Origin of the sequence: Pseudomonas sp. BF-R-01 (assembly GCF_019946615.1) — a bacterium.
Classification (GTDB): domain Bacteria; phylum Pseudomonadota; class Gammaproteobacteria; order Pseudomonadales; family Pseudomonadaceae; genus Aquipseudomonas; species Aquipseudomonas migulae.
Map to the genome: position 1 here is coordinate 1 of NZ_JAGYFX010000116.1, position 17,434 is coordinate 17,434.

General features: G+C 61.4%; 15 protein-coding genes and 1 pseudogene. 11 read left to right on the forward strand and 5 right to left on the reverse strand.

The annotated features are described in order from the left end of the window. The first annotated feature begins 76 nt into the window (after positions 1 to 76). On the forward strand, positions 77 to 1,393 hold the full coding sequence (locus tag KGB27_RS27150) for an MFS transporter (protein ID WP_223557011.1): 1,317 nt from the start codon (positions 77 to 79) through the stop codon (positions 1,391 to 1,393). Positions 1,394 to 1,506: 113 nt separating this feature from the next. Here KGB27_RS27150 and purT read toward each other — a convergent pair whose 3' ends face one another. The 5 genes from purT to KGB27_RS27175 all read right to left on the reverse strand — a co-directional run bounded on the left by purT (position 1,507) and on the right by KGB27_RS27175 (position 4,785). Beyond that, positions 1,507 to 2,688: a formate-dependent phosphoribosylglycinamide formyltransferase gene (purT, locus tag KGB27_RS27155; protein WP_008042382.1), complete on the reverse strand. Its 1,182-nt coding sequence runs from the start codon at positions 2,686 to 2,688 to the stop codon at positions 1,507 to 1,509. A gap of 100 nt (positions 2,689 to 2,788) precedes the next feature. Continuing rightward, the gene (locus KGB27_RS27160) at positions 2,789 to 3,256 is read right to left on the reverse strand and encodes a VUT family protein (RefSeq protein ID WP_008042383.1); all 468 of its coding nucleotides are present in this window, start codon (positions 3,254 to 3,256) and stop codon (positions 2,789 to 2,791) included. 138 nt (positions 3,257 to 3,394) lie between these two features. After that, the gene (locus KGB27_RS27165; protein WP_223557012.1) at positions 3,395 to 3,610 is read right to left on the reverse strand and encodes a DUF1289 domain-containing protein; all 216 of its coding nucleotides are present in this window, start codon (positions 3,608 to 3,610) and stop codon (positions 3,395 to 3,397) included. Further along, positions 3,607 to 4,131 (reverse strand): gamma carbonic anhydrase family protein, encoded by a 525-nt coding sequence (locus tag KGB27_RS27170; protein WP_223557015.1) that lies wholly within the window; start codon positions 4,129 to 4,131, stop codon positions 3,607 to 3,609. The genes KGB27_RS27165 and KGB27_RS27170 overlap by 4 nt, the downstream gene beginning before the upstream one ends. 54 nt (positions 4,132 to 4,185) lie before the next feature. Then, positions 4,186 to 4,785, reverse strand: a complete 600-nt coding sequence (locus tag KGB27_RS27175; protein ID WP_008025581.1) for a CoA pyrophosphatase — start codon at positions 4,783 to 4,785, stop codon at positions 4,186 to 4,188. Between the two features lie 146 nt (positions 4,786 to 4,931). Here KGB27_RS27175 and KGB27_RS27180 point away from each other — a divergent pair, with 146 nt between their 5' ends. The 10 genes and pseudogenes from KGB27_RS27180 to KGB27_RS27225 form a co-directional block, all read left to right on the forward strand. Beyond that, positions 4,932 to 5,483 (forward strand): NUDIX hydrolase, encoded by a 552-nt coding sequence (locus KGB27_RS27180; protein WP_008042386.1) that lies wholly within the window; start codon positions 4,932 to 4,934, stop codon positions 5,481 to 5,483. Between the two features lie 51 nt (positions 5,484 to 5,534). Then, positions 5,535 to 6,038 (forward strand): murein L,D-transpeptidase family protein, encoded by a 504-nt coding sequence (locus KGB27_RS27185; RefSeq protein WP_008025576.1) that lies wholly within the window; start codon positions 5,535 to 5,537, stop codon positions 6,036 to 6,038. Positions 6,039 to 6,330: 292 nt separating this feature from the next. Next, a complete protein-coding gene (locus KGB27_RS27190) occupies positions 6,331 to 7,062 on the forward strand; it encodes a GntR family transcriptional regulator (RefSeq protein WP_223557017.1) in 732 nt (243 codons plus the stop codon). Between the two features lie 48 nt (positions 7,063 to 7,110). Then, positions 7,111 to 8,217, forward strand: a complete 1,107-nt coding sequence (gene nagA, locus KGB27_RS27195) for an N-acetylglucosamine-6-phosphate deacetylase (RefSeq protein WP_223557019.1) — start codon at positions 7,111 to 7,113, stop codon at positions 8,215 to 8,217. Next, positions 8,198 to 9,220 carry an SIS domain-containing protein gene (locus KGB27_RS27200; RefSeq protein WP_223437918.1) on the forward strand — a complete coding sequence of 341 codons (1,023 nt, stop codon included), beginning with the start codon at positions 8,198 to 8,200 and terminating at the stop codon, positions 9,218 to 9,220. Before nagA ends, KGB27_RS27200 begins: the two co-directional genes overlap by 20 nt. Positions 9,221 to 9,383: 163 nt before the next feature. Then, a complete protein-coding gene (ptsP, locus tag KGB27_RS27205) occupies positions 9,384 to 11,900 on the forward strand; it encodes a phosphoenolpyruvate--protein phosphotransferase (RefSeq protein ID WP_223557021.1) in 2,517 nt (838 codons plus the stop codon). Between the two features lie 33 nt (positions 11,901 to 11,933). Further along, the gene (nagE, locus tag KGB27_RS27210; RefSeq protein WP_223437922.1) at positions 11,934 to 13,649 is read left to right on the forward strand and encodes an N-acetylglucosamine-specific PTS transporter subunit IIBC; all 1,716 of its coding nucleotides are present in this window, start codon (positions 11,934 to 11,936) and stop codon (positions 13,647 to 13,649) included. A gap of 233 nt (positions 13,650 to 13,882) precedes the next feature. Further along, complete coding sequence (lon, locus tag KGB27_RS27215; protein ID WP_223557023.1) at positions 13,883 to 16,300, forward strand: endopeptidase La; 2,418 nt, start codon at positions 13,883 to 13,885, stop codon at positions 16,298 to 16,300. Between the two features lie 115 nt (positions 16,301 to 16,415). Further along, complete coding sequence (locus KGB27_RS27220) at positions 16,416 to 17,024, forward strand: hypothetical protein (protein ID WP_223557025.1); 609 nt, start codon at positions 16,416 to 16,418, stop codon at positions 17,022 to 17,024. Positions 17,025 to 17,083: 59 nt separating this feature from the next. After that, a pseudogene (locus tag KGB27_RS27225) lies at positions 17,084 to 17,212 on the forward strand (hypothetical protein); the annotation flags it as partial. Positions 17,213 to 17,434 lie beyond the last annotated feature (222 nt).

Sequence of the window (17,434 nt, forward strand, 5' to 3'; positions counted from 1 at the left end):
CATCAAACCCACATCCCTGGGTGTTCGACCATAATAATTCGCTCCACTGGGGCACATGACTGTCAGGGATTACCGCATGACTACCAGCACGACCTATACCGAAGCCACGCCTGCGCAACCGACGAACTCCGCCACCCGCGTGGCGACCGCGAGTTTCATCGGCACCGCCATCGAGTTCTACGACTTCTACGTGTACGCCACTGCCGCAGCGCTGGTGATCGGTCCGGTGTTTTTTCCGCAGACCTCCGGCACGGCCCAGATGCTCTCGGCGTTTCTCACGTTCGGCATCGCGTTCCTCGCCAGGCCGCTGGGCTCGGCACTGTTCGGCCACTTCGGTGACCGCATCGGGCGCAAATCGACCCTGGTCGCCTCCTTGCTGCTGATGGGCGTGTGCACCACGCTGATCGGCGTGCTGCCGGGTTACGACAGCATCGGGGCCTGGGCGCCGATCCTGCTCTGCGTGCTGCGCTTCGGCCAGGGTTTGGGCCTGGGTGGCGAGTGGGGCGGCGCGGCATTGCTGGCGACGGAAAACGCGCCCAAGGGCAAGCGCGCCTGGTTCGGCATGTTCCCGCAGCTTGGCCCGTCGATTGGCTTTCTCGCGGCCAACGGGCTGTTTTTGACGCTGGCAATGACACTGAACGACGAACAGTTCCGTTCGTGGGGCTGGCGGATCCCGTTCCTGCTCAGCGCCGCACTGGTGATGGTCGGCCTGTACGTGCGCCTCAAGCTGCACGAAACCCCGGTGTTCGCCAATGCCATGGCCCGTCAAGAGCGAGTGAAGATCCCGCTGGTCGAGCTGTTCAGCCAGTATTGGGCGCCGATGCTGCTGGGCGCCGGTTCGATGGTGGTGTGCTACGCACTGTTCTACATCTCGACGGTGTTTTCACTGAGTTATGGCGTGTCGACGCTGGGCTACACCCGCGAAACCTTCCTCGCGCTGCTGTGTTTTGCGGTGCTGTTCATGGCCGCCGCGACACCGTTGTCGGCCTGGGCCAGTGACCGTTACGGGCGCAAACCGGTGCTGATCATCGGCGGCGTGCTGGCGATTCTGTCCGGGTTCTTGATGGAACCGCTGCTGACCCAGGGTTCGACCTGGGGCGTGGCGCTGTTCCTGTGCATCGAGCTGTTTCTGATGGGCGTGACGTTTGCGCCAATGGGTGCGCTGCTGCCGGAGCTGTTTCCGACACACGTGCGTTATACCGGTGCGTCAGCGGCCTACAACCTGGGCGGCATTGTCGGAGCCTCGGCGGCGCCGTTCTTTGCGCAGAAGCTGGTGGCGATGGGCGGTTTGAGTTACGTCGGCGGGTATGTGTCGGGGGCGGCGGTGCTGAGTTTGATTGCGGTGCTGTGCCTGAAAGAGACGCGTCACAACGATTTGAATCGGGTGGCCTGATAGAAAAAGCTTCGCGGGCAAGCCTCGCTCCTACAGGTCCGCGTCGAACGACAATGGTTCGCTCGACAAATAACCTGTAGGAGCGAGGCTTGCCCGCGAAGGCCGCGCCTCGGTTACAGCTCGACTACGACCGCCTGAGAAGCGCGGGTCGCTTTAGCCCGGGCTGCCTCGATCGACTCATCCCGCGCCAGCGCCACACCCATCCGGCGCTGACCATTCACTTCAGGTTTGCCGAACAGACGCAACGCCGTGTCTGGCTCGCTCAATGCCGCGCCGAGATTGGCGAAAGCCGTCTGGGTCGACTGCCCTTCCACCAGAATTACCGCCGAAGCCGAAGGCGCGAACTGACGGATCAATGGAATCGGCAGCCCCAGAATGGCCCGTGCGTGCAGTGCGAACTGCGACAGGTCCTGAGAAATCAGGGTCACCAGGCCGGTGTCGTGCGGGCGCGGCGAGACTTCGCTGAACCACACTTGATCGCCTTTGATGAACAGTTCGACGCCAAACAGACCACGACCGCCCAAGGCTTCGGTGACCGCCTTGGCCACACGCTCGGATTCCGCCAGGGCAACCGGGCTCATGGCTTGTGGCTGCCAGGATTCCTGATAGTCGCCCTTCTCCTGGCGGTGACCGACCGGCGCGCAGAACGTGGTGCCGCCGACGTGACGCACGGTCAGCAAGGTGATTTCGTAATCGAAGTCGATGAAGCCCTCGACGATCACCCGACCTTTACCGGCACGGCCGCCTTCTTGCGCGTAATCCCACGCGGTTTTCACGTCATCGACGCTGCGCAGCAGGCTCTGGCCCTTGCCCGACGAACTCATCACCGGCTTGACCACGCACGGGAAGCCCAGGTCCTGAACGGCTTTGCTGTAATCCTCGAAGGTGTCGGCAAAGTGGTACGGCGAGGTCGGCAGGTCCAGCTCTTCAGCGGCCAGGCGACGGATGCCTTCACGGTTCATGGTCAGTTGCGCAGCGCGTGCAGTCGGGATCACGGTGAAGCCTTCGGCTTCCAGTTCAACCAGGGTCGCGGTGGCGATGGCTTCGATTTCCGGCACGATGAAGTGCGGCTTCTCGGCTTCGATCACGGCACGCAGGGCAGCGCCGTCGAGCATGTTGATCACGTGGCTGCGGTGAGCGACTTGCATGGCCGGCGCGTTGGCGTAACGGTCAACGGCAATCACTTCAACGCCCAGGCGTTGCAGCTCGATCACCACTTCCTTGCCCAACTCACCACAGCCACACATCAATACGCGGGTCGCGGTTGGCGACAATGGAGTTCCGATACGGGTCATCTCAGGTCCTCAAAGGAGCGGATCATCGAGGGTCGCGGTGCCTGGCACGCTTCCCATGGGGAGAAAGCGCGGCATTTTACATGAACCTGAGGGTTTGGCTTCAGCCGGCGATGGCCAGTTTACGCAAGCGCCACGCCATGATCAGCCACACGACGGTCACGCCGGCGAACTTCGAGCCCATGGCGGTGAGGATCACGGCCGGGGTGAACGCGTCGATCATGCCGAAGAAGATGAAGGTATCGAGGGGAATGCTCAGGGCCGAACTTATCCACAGGCGGTCGTGCAGCGGGCGTTTGGTGATGCTGAACACCAGCCAGTCGATGCATTCGGAGACCGCGAACGCGGTGGCGCTGGCCAGGGCGATGGACGGATCGGAGGTGACATAGGACAGCACCAGCGCTGCCAGCATCGCCGCGATTGCACCGTGGCCGAAGCGGGTTTGCACCATGTCGCGCAGGACGAAGACCAAACCGCCCCAGGCGGACCAGATGATGTCCAGGTGCGGCGCGGTGGAAAAGGCGTAGTTGATCAGCACGACGCTGCTGATGTAGGCGATCAGGAAGAGCATGGAGGTACCTGTCAAATTGGCGCACAGGTTACTTCAGAGGGGGCGGTGGTGTCAGCGCTGACGCTTTCGCGAGCAGGCTCGCTCCCACATTTGATCGCATTCCCCTGTGGGAGCGAGCCTGCTCGCGATGGCCGCGCCTCAATTTCCCGGTTTCGCCTCAATCATCCAGATCAACCCGCTGGATTTCGCCCGTTCGTGACACAGTCCCAGGACCGTTCGGCGCTCGTCATTACTCATCCGGCTCCAGCCCGTGATTTCCGCCACGGTGCGCTGGCACCCGGTGCAGATGTCATCGTCGTCCAGCGCACAGATATTCACGCAGGGCGATAGCACCGGACGTTCGGGCGTGTTCATTCTTCCTGCTCTGCCAGATCGCGGGCATAACGCTGGGAGTTATGCACATAGTGCGCAGCGCTGGCCTCGAGCATTTTTTTCTGCGGCTCGGTCAGTTCGCGCACGACCTTGCCGGGCGAGCCCATGACCAGCGAACCGTCCGGAATCTCCTTGCCTTCGCCGATCAGCGAGTTGGCGCCGATGATGCAGTTCTTGCCGATTTTTGCGCCGTTGAGGATCACTGCATTAATACCTATCAGGCTGTAGTCACCGACGGTGCAGCCGTGGAGCATGGCGTTGTGGCCGATGGTCACGCCGGTGCCGATGGTCAGCGGGTAGCCCATGTCGGTGTGCATCACGGTGCCGTCCTGGACGTTGCTGTTCTTGCCGATCAGGATCAGTTCGTTGTCGCCACGCAGCACGGCGCTGAACCAGACGTTGGCGCCCTCTTCCAGTTTGACCTTGCCCACCAGCACAGCGTTGGGGGCAACCCAGCTTTGCGGATGGGTGTCGACGCGGGCGTCGCCCAGGCGGTATTTCATCGTGTTGTCCTCAGGCTCAGGCAGCCGCGGCTTCACGCCATACGAGCGATGGCTTCAGGTGTTGATAAAACTCTTGGGCGGCTGGTGCAGGCTGATTTTGGCGTCATAGAGCAAGTTGATCAACTCGACGATCATGATCGCGGTCAGGCCCCAGATCTTGTATTCGCCATAACGATAACTCGGCACGTACCAACTGCGGCCCTGGTAATCGATGCGATGGGTATGTTCACGCGGGTCTTTGCGGAAGAATTCCAGGGGAACGCTGAACACCGCAGCGATCTCGGCGTCGTTGGCCAGGTACTCGACAAAATCCGGGATCACGCCGACATAAGGCGTGACCTTTATGCCGTGCAGGGAAATCAGCGGGCTCAATGGCCCGATCACTTCGACCAGCCCCGGCGGCAGGCCGATTTCTTCTTCGGCCTCGCGTAGCGCGGTGAAAATCAGGTCCGGGTCTTCCGGGTCGCGGCGTCCGCCGGGGAAGGCCACTTCACCACCATGGGTCGAGAGCCCGCTGGCGCGCAGGGTCAGAACCAGTTCCGGTTCATCACTGCGAGTGATGGGCACCAGAACCGCGGCCTCCGGGAAACGCTTGTCGGTTTCCAGTGTGCGTGGGATGTGGTTGCTTACTCGATGCAGTAGCTCGTCCAGCATGAGTCTTCTCGATTTATTCGCTACCTCGCATCATGCACCAATCACATCGACCGCCCAAGCCCCGAACTGCGGAGTGTCGCTAAACGACAACTTGCCGACAGACACCGCCGCACGCCAAGATAGGCGCAGCATTCAGGAACCCAAGCATGAAATTTTGCAGTCAGTGCGGCAACCCGGTCACCCAGCGCATTCCCGAAGGCGATTCGCGTCTGCGTTTTGTCTGTGACAGCTGTCAGGCGATTCACTACCAGAACCCCAATATCGTCGCCGGCTGCGTGGCGACCTGGGGCTCGAAAGTGTTGCTGTGCCGGCGCGCCATCGAGCCACGGCTCGGTTACTGGACCCTGCCCGCCGGTTTCATGGAGAACGGTGAAACCATCGAACAGGCGGCCATTCGCGAAACGGCCGAAGAAGCCTGCGCGCGGGTGCGCAACTTGAGCATCTATACGTTGATCGATGTGCCGCACATCAGTCAGGTGCATGTGTTCTTTCGCGCAGAGCTGGTGGACCTGGATTTTTCCGCCGGTCCCGAGAGCCTGGAAGTGGCACTTTTCGACGAAGCCGACATCCCGTGGTCTGACCTGGCTTTCCGCACGGTGGGCCGTACCTTAGAATGCTTCTTCGCTGACCGGCGGACCGAGGTCTACCCCGTGCGATCCGAGTCGATCCCGCCGCTTGCTCAGCCTGCCATCACTTAAAAAACATCTATAAATAAAATAGCCGCGACACCTCTTAGGGATATCGTTTCAATGCGCTGGTTGCTTGCCCTGTTTTGCTTGTCGTTTGTCGCTATCTCCCAGGCTTCCGTTGCGGAAACGCTGGACGGCAAAGTCATCGACAAAGTCCTGGTTCTCAAGTCCGCCCACCAATTGCAATTGATCAACGACGGCAAGCCGCTGAAGACCTATCGCATCTCCCTGGGCAAACGCCCCAAGGGGCCGAAACTGATGGAAGGCGACAAACGCACGCCTGAAGGTTTCTATTGGCTGGACTGGCGCAAGGTCAGCGATAAATTCAACCTGGCGATGCACATCTCCTACCCGAACATCAGCGACTCTGCGCGCGCCCGGCGCGAAGGCGTCGAGCCCGGCGGCATGATCATGATCCACGGTACGCCGGACACCGAAGAAAACCCTGAGAACCTGTTCCACACCCTGGACTGGACCGACGGCTGCATCGCCATGCGCAACATGGACATGCGCGAGGTATGGGGCCTGGTGCCGGACGGCACGATGATCGAAATCCGCCCGTAACACCGACCTTTGGTCGCACGTTACAAAATAAAATCTAAAGATCGCAGCCTTTGGCGGCACCTGCTGGGTTGATACCACTCCCACCCGCAGGCACTGCCAAACGCTGCGATTTTTGCTTGCAACGTCCTCTCCGCTAATACCACTTAAAACCAACAACCCTGTATGCCACCCACAAAGGCAGGTTTTACCGCGCCAACAGCAAAGTGGTCTCATTGACATGGTATTTAAGTGGTATTAGTTTTCGTTGCACCACCGGGCGACAACACTCCAATATCCGCATCGGACACCCAACATGAATGACCTCCAGGCCCTGCGCCCTGACGACACCCAACCCACGCCGCTGTACCTGCAACTGGCGCGTAATCTGGAAGCGGCGATCCACGCCGGCCAGTGGAAAGCCGAGCAGGCGATGCCGTCGGAACGCAACCTCAGCGAAATACTGGGCATCTCCCGCGTCACCGCCCGCAAGGCGTTGGAAGTGCTGTTCGATCAAGGCCTGATCCGGCGCAATCAAGGGTCCGGCACCTTCATCACCCCGCGCCTGGAACAACCACTGTCGCGCCTCTCGGGTTTCAGCGAGATGCTGCGGCTGAAAGGTTTCGTCCCCGGCTCGCAATGGCTGGAGCGGGTAATCACCCCGCCGACCCACGAAGAACTGATTCGCCTCGGCCTATCGCCAAACGACAAGGTCGCCCGGCTCAAACGCCTGCGCAAAGCCGATGACACGGTAATGGCCATCGAGATGAGCACCCTGCCCGCCTCGATCATTCCCAAGCCTCAAGCGGTGGGCGATTCCCTCTACGAATACCTCGACGGCATCGGCAAACCGGTGGTCCGCGCCTTGCAACACATCCAGGCGATCAACGCCTCGGACGAATTCGCCGCACTGGTCGGCATCGCCCCCGGCACCGCCATGTTGCTGATGACCCGGGTCGGCTACCTCGAAGACAACACGCCGATCGAAGTCACCGACACCTATTGCCGCAACGACTACTACGACTTTGTCGCAGAGCTGCGTAGATAAAGAGCTTCGTTGATAAAGAGCTTCGCCGCTAAGAACCGAGACCCCATCATGTCCGAAGACAACATCCTCACCGCCGACGGCTGGATACGCGGCCGGCTGGTTCACGAACACGGCAAGGTCCTGTCGATCGAAGGCGTGCCGTGCGATCCGGCAGACAACGACCTGCCTTACTTGCTGCCCGGCTTCATCGACCTGCACGTTCACGGCGGCGGTGGCAAAGACATCATGGAAGGCGCGACCGCCTTCGAAACCATCACCCGAACCCACGTGCGTTTCGGCACCACCTCGTTGCTGGCGACCACCATGACCGCGCCGAGCGAAGAGATTTCCAGTGTGCTCAAAGCCGTCGGCGAGTTTTGCGAACAACGCCCGAGCGGCAGCGCCCGCGTGCTCGGTGTGCACCTGGAAGGCCCGTACATCAACCCCGGCAAACTTGGCGCGCAACCGAATTTCGCCCATACCGCGTTGATGGCCGAAGTCGAGGAATACCTGGCCCTGGCGCCGATCCGGGTCATCACCATCGCCCCGGAAATCGCCGGCCACGATGCCCTGATCCGCGCCCTCAGTGCGCGTGGCGTGCGCATGCAGATTGGCCACACCCTCGGCAGTTATGAGGAAGGCGTGGCCGCGCTGGCAGCCGGCGCGAGCAGTTTCACCCACCTCTACAACGCCATGAGCCCGCTGCATCACCGCGAGCCTGGCATCGTCGGCGCAGCGCTGGCGCATGCGAAATACGCGGAACTGATTCCGGACTTGCTGCACGTGCACCCCGGCGCGATGCGCGTAGCCCTGCGCTCGATTCCGTGCCTGTATTGCGTCACGGATTCCACCGCCGCCGCCGGCATGCCGGACGGTGAATACAAGCTCGGTAGCCACACGGTGACCAAATGCCTGGGCGGCGTGCGCCTGCCCGACGGCACCCTGGCCGGCAGCACGCTGACCATGGATCAGGCGTTGCGCAACCTGGTGAAGATCGGTTTGCCGATCGCCGAGGCTTCGCAACGTCTTTCGCAATTCCCCGCCGACTACCTCGGCATCACCGAACGCGGACGCCTGCAACCCGGCGCCTGGGCCGACTGCGTGCGGCTGGATCGCTCACTCACACTGACCGCCGTCATGGTCGAAGGAGAAGACATTGACTTCAAAAATGCTTGAAGAGGCGCTGTCCTCGTTCGAAGCCGTGCAGGCGCAGTTGCAGCAACTCGACCCGCAGATGATCGAGATTGCCGGGCGTCTGCGCCGTCAGCCGCCGCAAGTGGCGATGACCGTCGCACGCGGCAGTTCCGACCATGCCGCCAGCTACTTCGCCTACCTGACCATGCAGCAACTGGGAATTCCCGTGGCGTCGCTGCCGATGTCGGTGGTGACCATGCAACAAGCGCCGTTGAAGGTCAGCGGTCAGGTGGCGTTTGCCTTCTCGCAATCAGGGCAAAGCCCGGATCTGGTGAACAGCCTGCGTCTGTTGCGCAAACGCGGCGCCTTGAGCATTTCCATGGTCAACGCCGAAAGTTCGCCGCTGGAAGCTGCGTGTGAATTCAGCCTGCCGCTGTGCGCAGGGACGGAAAGCAGCGTCGCCGCGACCAAGAGTTTTATCGCCACCCTCAGCGCCAGCGCCCGCCTGATCGCGCACTGGAAAGAAGACGAGCAATTGCTCGAAGCCGGCCACGCCTTGCCGGAAGGTCTGCGCGAAGCGGCGCAGCAGGACTGGAGCCTGGCCATCGATGCCCTGCGCGATTGCCAGCGCTTGATGGTGATCGGCCGTGGCGCCGGCTTCGCTATCGCCCAGGAAGCGGCGCTCAAATTCAAGGAAACCTCGGCGATTCAGGCCGAAGCCTTCAGCAGCGCCGAAGTCCGTCACGGCCCGATGGCGTTGATCGACGAGCACTATCCGCTGCTGGTGTTCGCCCCGCGTGGTGCCGAGCAAGCTGGTCTGATCAGTCTCGCCGCCGACATGCGCCTGCGGGGTGCCCGCGTATTGCTGGCCGCGCCGGATGACATCGCCGAACGTGACCTCACCCTGACCCGCGCCGAACACCCGGCCCTCGATCCGATTCTGGCGATCCAGAGTTTCTACGTCATGGCCGCTGGTCTGGCGGTGGCGCGCGGCATGGACCCGGACCAGCCACGGCACCTGAGCAAAGTCACGCGAACGCATTGATTCGAATGGTGAATGCATCCCCCTGCAGGAGCCGAACTTGCTCGCGAAGACGTTGGTACATCCGACGCATCATCTGCGGCTGAAATGCCGCCTTCACGAGCAAGCTCGGCTCCTACAGGGGACGGCGTTGATACGAACTGTTGTTTTTTGATGAGACCGAGCCATGCACAACAATAATAAAGAGCTGACCCTCAGCGCCCCGCTCAGCGGCCCGGTGCTCACACTCGCCAAAGTCCCGGACCCGGTGTTCGCCAGCGGCGCGATGGGCGACGGGATCGCCATCGATCCGCTGAACGATACCCTGCACGCGCCGTGCGCCGGCGTCGTGGTACACGTCGCCCGCACCGGCCATGCCATCACCTTGCGCGCCGACAACGGCGCCGAATTGCTGCTGCACCTGGGCCTGGACACCGTCGAGTTGCAGGGCAACGGGTTCTCGATGCTGGTCAAGGAAGGGGCGCGCGTCGCCAATGGCCAGCCACTGCTGCGCTATGACCTGGACAAGGTCGCGCAGCAGTGCAAAAGCCTTGTCAGCCTGATGATCCTGACCAACAGCGAGGACTTTCAGGCGCGGCCAATCACGCTGAAATCGGTGAAGGTCGGCGAACCGTTGCTGCACATCATTCGTCGGCAGGCGTCTGGCGCGCAGGCAGAAGCGGACCTGTCCGGGGAAGCGTTTGTCGGCCACATCCGTATCGCCCATCGGGGTGGTTTACACGCCCGGCCGGCAGCGCTGATCCGCCAGACCGCACAAGGTTTCAAAAGCAAATCACAGCTGCACTTCGCCGGCAAATCGGCGCGCTGCGACAGCCTGATCGGGCTGATGGGGCTGGCCATCGGTGAGCAGGACGAGGTTCAGGTCAGCTGTCAGGGCACGGATGCCGAAGCGGCGCTGCAAGCGTTGTTGACGGCATTGTCCACCGCGCTGGCCGAAGACAGTCACGCCATCGCGCCAACACCGATTGCCCAGCGTGGGCGTGCAGCCGAAGCGGGTGTGCTTCATGGTGTGTGCGCCGCGCCCGGCCTGGTCGGCGGACCGCTATTTCGCTTGAACACGATCAGCCTGCCGGAGGACGCCGGCAACCACGTTCCAGAGCAACAACGCCAAGCCCTGGATACCGCGCTGAACGCCGTGCGCCGCGAAATCGACACCACGCTGGCTCAGGCCAGGAAGCACAAGGACACCGAAGAAGAAGCGATCTTCGCCGCGCACCTCGCCCTGCTCGAAGACCCGGCGCTGTTGGATGCAGCGCACGCCGCCATCGACCGGGGCGTGGCCGCGACTCACGCCTGGAGCCAATCGATCGACGTGCAATGCGACGTGTTGCAGCAACTCGGCAGCCCATTGCTGGCCGAACGCGCCAACGACTTGCGCGACCTCAAGCAACGGGTATTGCGCGCCCTGCTCGGTGAGAGCTGGCACTACGACGTGCCGGCCGGCGCCATCGTCGCCGCGCATGAACTGACCCCGTCCGACCTGCTGCAACTCAGCCAGCAAGGGGTCGCCGGGCTGTGCATGGCCGAGGGCGGCGCGACATCCCACGTGGCGATTCTCGCTCGCGGCAAAGGCTTGCCGTGCATGGTCGCGCTGGGGTCGGCGCTGCTGGATCAGCCACAGGGCCAGGCGGTGGTGCTGGATGCCGACGGTGGGCGTCTCGAACTCGCGCCTTCTGCCCAGCGCATGGCCGACGTGCATCAGGCGCAACGGGACCACCAGCAACGTCGAGCGCTGCAACAATCTCAGGCGCATACCCAGGCACTGACGCTCGACGGGGTGCAGATCGAAGTCGCCGCCAATGTCGCCTCCAGCGCTGAGGCAGCCGATGCGCTGGCCAACGGCGCCGATGGCGTCGGCCTGCTGCGCACCGAGTTCCTGTTCGTCGACCGCCACACTGCGCCGGACGAAGAGGAACAGCGTGTCGCCTATCAAGCGGTGCTCGACGCCATGGGCGACAAATCGGTGATTATCCGCACCATCGACGTCGGCGGCGACAAGCAGCTCGATTACCTGCCATTGCCGGCCGAGGCCAATCCGGTGCTCGGCTTGCGCGGGATTCGCCTGGCTCAGGCCCGTCCGGAAATTCTCGATCAGCAACTGCGCGCCCTGCTGCACGTCAGCCCGTTGTCGCGCTGCCGGATCCTGCTGCCGATGGTCACCGAAGTCGATGAGCTGTTGCACGTCCGCCAGCGTCTCGAGGCCTTGTGCGCGGAGCTCGGTGTCAGCGAGCGCCCGGAGCTGGGGGTGATGATCGAAGTCCCGGCCGCCGCGTTGCTGGCCGAGCAACTGGCTGAACACGCGGACTTCCTGTCCATCGGCACCAACGATTTGTCCCAGTACACCCTGGCGATGGACCGCGACCACGCCGGCCTCGCGTCGCGGGTCGATGCCATGCACCCGGCGCTGCTGCGGCTGATCGCCCAGACCTGCGCCGGTGCCGCCGTGCATGGCCGCTGGGTCGGCGTGTGCGGCGCGCTCGCCTCCGATCCGCTGGCGACGCCGGTCCTGATTGGCCTGGGCGTCAGCGAGTTGTCGGTCAGCCCGGTGCAAATCGGCGAAATCAAGGACCGGGTGCGCCACCTCGACGCCAGCGAATGCCGACGCATCAGCCTCGGCCTGCTCAAGCTGAGCAGCGCCAGCGCGGTGCGTCACGCCTGTCATCAACATTGGCCTCTGAGCTGAACAACTAATAACAAGAATCCAGGGAGATCCGCCATGTACCAATACTTCATCGAAGGCCTGCAGCGCCTCGGCCGTGCGCTGATGCTGCCGATCGCTATCCTGCCGATTGCCGGGTTGCTGCTGCGCCTGGGCGACACCGACCTGCTGGACATCGCGATCATCCACGATGCCGGTCAGGTCATCTTCGCCAACCTGGCGATGATCTTCGCCATCGGCATCGCGGTCGGCTTCGCCAAGGACAACAACGGCACCGCCGGCCTCGCTGGAGTGATTGGCTACCTGGTGATGATCTCCACCCTCAAGGTGCTCGACGCGAGCATCAACATGGGCATGCTCGCGGGGATCGTCAGCGGCTTGATGGCCGGCGCGCTGTACAACCGTTTCAAAGACATCAAGCTCCCGGAATACCTGGCGTTCTTCGGCGGCCGGCGCTTTGTGCCGATCATCACCGGGTTCGCCGCAGTCGGCCTGGGCGTGGTGTTCGGCCTGATCTGGCCGCCGATCCAGCACGGCATCAACAGCTTCGGTGTATTGATGCTGGAAAGCGGCAGCGTGGGCGCCTTCATTTTCGGCGTGCTCAACCGCCTGCTGATCGTGACCGGCCTGCACCACATCATCAACAACATGGCGTGGTTCGTCTTCGGCAACTTCACTGACCCGGCCACGGGCGCACTGGTGACCGGCGATATCTCGCGCTACTTCGCCGGTGACCCCAAGGGCGGCCAATTCACTACCGGCATGTTCCCGGTGATGCTCTTCGGCCTGCCAGCGGCGTGCCTGGCGATGTACCGCAATGCGTTGCCGGAACGGCGCAAAGTGATGGGCGGGATCTTCCTGTCGATGGCCCTGACCTCGTTCCTGACTGGGGTGACCGAGCCGATCGAATTCGCCTTCATGTTTCTCGCGCCGCTGCTGTATCTGCTGCACGCGCTGCTGACGGGCCTGTCGATGGCTGTCACCAACCTGCTGAACATCCACCTCGGTTTCACCTTCTCCGGTGGCTTCATCGACATGATTCTCGGTTGGGGCAAATCCACTAATGGGTGGCGGGTGATCCCGGTGGGGCTGGCCTATGCGGTGATTTATTACACGGTGTTCGATTTCTGCATTCGCCGGTTCAACCTGAAGACGCCGGGGCGTGAAGAGGTGACCACGACCGAGAAAGCGCGGGTGGCGGAAAACCAACGGGCCGGGGCGTACATCAAGGCGCTGGGTGGCGCGCAGAATTTGCTCACCGTCGGTGCCTGCACCACGCGACTGCGACTGGACATGGTGGATCGCAACAAGGCCAACGATGCCGAGCTGAAAGCGCTGGGCGCTATGGCTGTGGTGCGTCCGGGCAAGGGCGGGAGTTTGCAGGTAGTGGTCGGGCCGATGGCCGACAGCATTGCCGATGAAATCCGCCTGGCGATGCCGGCACTGGGTCGTGCGGCGGTGTCGACACCGGCGGCTGCGATTGATACGCCTGCCCCCGCTGCAGTGGAGCACCCGCAAGCACAGCGCTGGCTGAATGCGTTGGGTGGTGGGGAAAACGTCTTGCAGATGGATTGCGTCGCCATGACCCGGATTCGCCTGCAACTGGCCGACGGCAAGGCCCTGTCGGAATGTGATTTGAAGGCGTTGGGTTGCCAGGGGGTCAGTCAACTGGACGGTGGCATCTGGCATCTGTTGGTCGGCGACAAGGCGCCGAGTCTGACCGATGCGCTGGAGGCGTTGGTCAATCGCAGTGAGGTGAGTGCCAAGGTTTAGCTCGGCAGTGCCTGACCATCCGCTATCGCTGGCAAGTCGGGTCGCCGCATCGCAGCTCCTACAAAGGTTACGCATACCCTGTAGGAGCTGGCTGCCAGCGATGAGGCCGCACAAACGCCAAAAATCCCCAACCCTGTCGAAAACCTGAACGCACATCATGAAACACCCCCGACCATTGAAACCACCCCCCACCTGCCCCATCTAAGACCCATACCCCATTGCGCAGGTGCCCCATGAGCGACCAGCAAGAATTCCCCGAAGACCCGAGCGACTACGCCGACCCCGAAAACGCCCCGCACCACTCCACCGGCAAAGGCCTCGCCCTGCCCGGCCAGAACCTGCCGGACAAGGTCTACATCATCCCGATCCACAACCGCCCGTTCTTCCCGGCCCAAGTGCTGCCGGTGATCGTCAATGAAGAACCGTGGGCTGAAACGCTGGATCTGGTGAGCAAATCCGATCATCACTCCCTGGCCCTGTTCTACATGGACACGCCCCAGGAAGACCCGCGCCATTTCGACACCTCGGCCCTGCCGCTCTACGGCACGCTGGTCAAGGTGCACCACGCCAGTCGCGAAAACGGCAAACTGCAATTCGTCGCCCAGGGCCTGACCCGCGTACGCCTCAAGACCTGGCTCAAGCACCATCGCCCGCCGTACCTGGTGGAAGTCGAGTACCCGCACCAGCCCACCGAGCCGACCGACGAGGTCAAGGCCTACGGTATGGCGCTGATCAACGCGATCAAGGAACTGCTGCCGCTCAACCCGCTGTACAGCGAAGAGCTGAAAAACTACCTCAACCGCTTCAGCCCCAACGATCCGTCACCGCTGACCGACTTCGCCGCCGCCCTGACTTCGGCGACCGGCAGCGAGCTGCAAGAAGTGCTCGACTGCGTGCCGATGCTCAAGCGCATGGAAAAAGTCCTGCCGATGCTGCGCAAGGAAGTTGAAGTTGCGCGACTGCAAAAAGAAATTTCCGCCGAAGTTAACCGCAAGATCGGCGAGCATCAGCGCGAGTTTTTCCTCAAAGAACAGTTAAAAGTCATCCAGCAAGAGCTGGGCCTGACCAAGGATGACCGCAGCGCCGACATCGAGCAGTTCGAACAGCGCCTGGTCGGCAAGGTGTTGTCGACGCAGGCGCAGAAACGCATCGAAGAGGAAATGAACAAGCTGTCGATCCTCGAGACCGGATCGCCGGAGTACGCGGTCACGCGCAACTACCTCGACTGGGCCACTTCGGTGCCGTGGGGCGTGTATGGCGAGGACAAACTCGACCTCAAGCACGCCCGCAAGGTGCTGGACAAGCACCACGCCGGTCTCGAGGACATCAAGGACCGCATCCTCGAGTTCCTCGCCGTGGGAGCCTACAAAGGCGAGATCAACGGCTCCATCGTGCTGCTGGTCGGTCCGCCGGGCGTGGGTAAAACCAGCGTCGGCAAATCCATCGCCGAATCCCTTGGCCGACCGTTCTATCGTTTCAGCCTCGGCGGCATGCGCGACGAAGCCGAGATCAAGGGCCACCGCCGCACCTACATTGGTGCGATGCCGGGCAAACTCGTGCAAGCGTTGAAAGACGTCGAAGTGATGAACCCGGTGATCATGCTCGACGAAATCGACAAGATGGGCCAGAGCTACCAGGGCGATCCGGCCTCGGCGCTGCTGGAAACCCTCGACCCGGAACAGAACGTCGAATTCCTCGACCATTACCTGGACCTGCGTCTGGACCTGTCGAAAGTGCTGTTCGTCTGCACCGCCAACACCCTCGATTCAATCCCCGGCCCGTTGCTCGACCGAATGGAAGTGATTCGCCTGTCGGGTTACATCACCGAAGAAAAAATCGCCATCGCCAAGCGTCATCTGTGGCCCAAGCAGCTTGAGAAGGCTGGCGTGTCGAAAGGCAGCCTGAGCATCAGCGACACCGCGTTGAAGGCGCTGATCGACGGTTACGCCCGTGAAGCCGGGGTGCGGCAGTTGGAAAAACAACTGGGCAAACTGGTGCGCAAGGCGGTGATGAAGTTGATCGATGAGCCGAAAGCGGTGATCAAGCTCGGCCCGAAAGACCTCGAAGCCTCACTCGGCCACCCGGTGTTCCGCAACGAGCAAGTGCTGTCCGGTACCGGCGTGATCACTGGGCTGGCCTGGACCAGCATGGGCGGCGCGACACTGCCGATTGAAGCGACGCGGATTCACACGCTCAACCGTGGTTTCAAACTCACCGGGCAACTGGGCGACGTGATGAAGGAGTCGGCGGAAATTGCCTACAGCTACGTCAGCTCGAATCTGAAGTCGTTTGGCGGCGATCCGAAGTTCTTCGACGAGGCTTTCGTCCACCTGCACGTACCGGAAGGCGCCACCCCGAAAGACGGCCCGAGCGCCGGCGTGACCATGGCCAGCGCCCTGCTCTCGCTGGCACGCAATCAGCCGCCGAAAAAAGGCGTGGCCATGACCGGCGAACTGACGCTGACCGGGCATGTTTTACCGATTGGCGGAGTGCGCGAGAAGGTGATTGCGGCGCGGCGGCAGAAGATTTTTGAATTGATTCTGCCGGAGCCGAATCGCGGGAGTTTTGATGAATTGCCGGATTATCTGAAGGAAGGGATTACCGTGCATTTTGCCAAGCGCTTTGCGGATGTGGCGAAGGTGTTGTTTTAATTCATCGCCTCACTGCACAACGACCACCTGTCGGAGCTGACACTTCTGACAGGTGGATTCATTTCCCTGCCCTGATAAAACGGTTGCTCATATCCTCATTAAAGTGAGAGCAATCATGGAAGAAAAAACGCAATTAGCCCCTCCGACTATCTTGAGTCCTAAAGAGGGGGATAAGGTTGAAAAACTGGTAATAGAAGGATTAGGAGAACCGTTCGCCTCTATTGAACTGAACTTCTGTTTTTGGGCTGAAAACCATTGGAAACCCATGGCCGACGCGAATAAGAACGGGACGTGGAGTTTTACACCCGAAGGGCCAGAGCTTGAAGTCCCCGGGCGTAAATGGATTCGTGTAAGGCAACGACGGAATTGGCCAGAAGAAACATCCGAACCAACCGAAAAAGTAAATTACCAAAAAGTGCTTGATCGACCAAGAATAACCAAACCTCTTAAGGGAGAGTCACTTCCTCTGATCGAGCAAACTATCCAAGGACATGGACATGCCTTCACCACTCGGGTCGAAATTGAACTGGTCAAGATAAGTCCATTACCCACCGGCACGTACAAAACCAGCACTAATCCCGATGGCGGTGGCTTTTGGACGACAAAACCCAACTGGGCGCTAACCCCTGGTTCTTATGCATTGAAGGCCAGACAAATATATTCGGAGAGCGATATAACATATGAATCGAACTGGACTGACGACTTGCCCATCGTCATAAAGTGACTCTACTGTTGCTCCGTAAAAAAGCAGACAAGTGCATAGCGTATATAGCTGAAAATCTGCGGCAGAAGATCTTTGAATTGATTCTGCCAAAGCACGATATCGGCAGTTTCGGCGAGTTACCGGAAGGAAGGGGGGTTACCGTGCATTTCGCCAAGCGCTTTGCGGATGTGGCGAAGGTGTTGTTCTGATAGTTATGTAGCGTCTGCGGGATCGCCATCGCCGGCAAGCCGGCTCCTACACGGTTTTTTGTCGTACGCATGTTTTGTGGCTGGACTAATCCCCTGTAGGAGCCGGCTTGCCGGCGATGGCGTCAGCCCTGACAACGCAAACTCCCGCAGCTCGTCACAATTTGTCTCATCTTCAGTTATGCTCGCCGTTCGTCGTGAATGCCGGAGCCACTGCCCCCATGT

Excerpts from the sequence above, each read along its gene's own strand:
- KGB27_RS27170 (WP_223557015.1), bottom strand. The coding sequence starts at position 4,131 with ATGAAATACCGCCTGGGCGACGCCCGCGTCGACACCCATCCGCAAAGC.
- KGB27_RS27175 (WP_008025581.1), bottom strand. The coding sequence starts at position 4,785 with ATGCTGGACGAGCTACTGCATCGAGTAAGCAACCACATCCCACGCACA.
- lon (WP_223557023.1), top strand. The coding sequence starts at position 13,883 with ATGAGCGACCAGCAAGAATTCCCCGAAGACCCGAGCGACTACGCCGAC.
- KGB27_RS27185 (WP_008025576.1), top strand. The coding sequence starts at position 5,535 with ATGCGCTGGTTGCTTGCCCTGTTTTGCTTGTCGTTTGTCGCTATCTCC.
- KGB27_RS27160 (WP_008042383.1), bottom strand. The coding sequence starts at position 3,256 with ATGCTCTTCCTGATCGCCTACATCAGCAGCGTCGTGCTGATCAACTAC.
- ptsP (WP_223557021.1), top strand. The coding sequence starts at position 9,384 with ATGCACAACAATAATAAAGAGCTGACCCTCAGCGCCCCGCTCAGCGGC.
- KGB27_RS27190 (WP_223557017.1), top strand. The coding sequence starts at position 6,331 with ATGAATGACCTCCAGGCCCTGCGCCCTGACGACACCCAACCCACGCCG.
- nagE (WP_223437922.1), top strand. The coding sequence starts at position 11,934 with ATGTACCAATACTTCATCGAAGGCCTGCAGCGCCTCGGCCGTGCGCTG.
- KGB27_RS27165 (WP_223557012.1), bottom strand. The coding sequence starts at position 3,610 with ATGAACACGCCCGAACGTCCGGTGCTATCGCCCTGCGTGAATATCTGT.
- purT (WP_008042382.1), bottom strand. The coding sequence starts at position 2,688 with ATGACCCGTATCGGAACTCCATTGTCGCCAACCGCGACCCGCGTATTG.
- KGB27_RS27150 (WP_223557011.1), top strand. The coding sequence starts at position 77 with ATGACTACCAGCACGACCTATACCGAAGCCACGCCTGCGCAACCGACG.
- KGB27_RS27220 (WP_223557025.1), top strand. The coding sequence starts at position 16,416 with ATGGAAGAAAAAACGCAATTAGCCCCTCCGACTATCTTGAGTCCTAAA.
- KGB27_RS27180 (WP_008042386.1), top strand. The coding sequence starts at position 4,932 with ATGAAATTTTGCAGTCAGTGCGGCAACCCGGTCACCCAGCGCATTCCC.
- nagA (WP_223557019.1), top strand. The coding sequence starts at position 7,111 with ATGTCCGAAGACAACATCCTCACCGCCGACGGCTGGATACGCGGCCGG.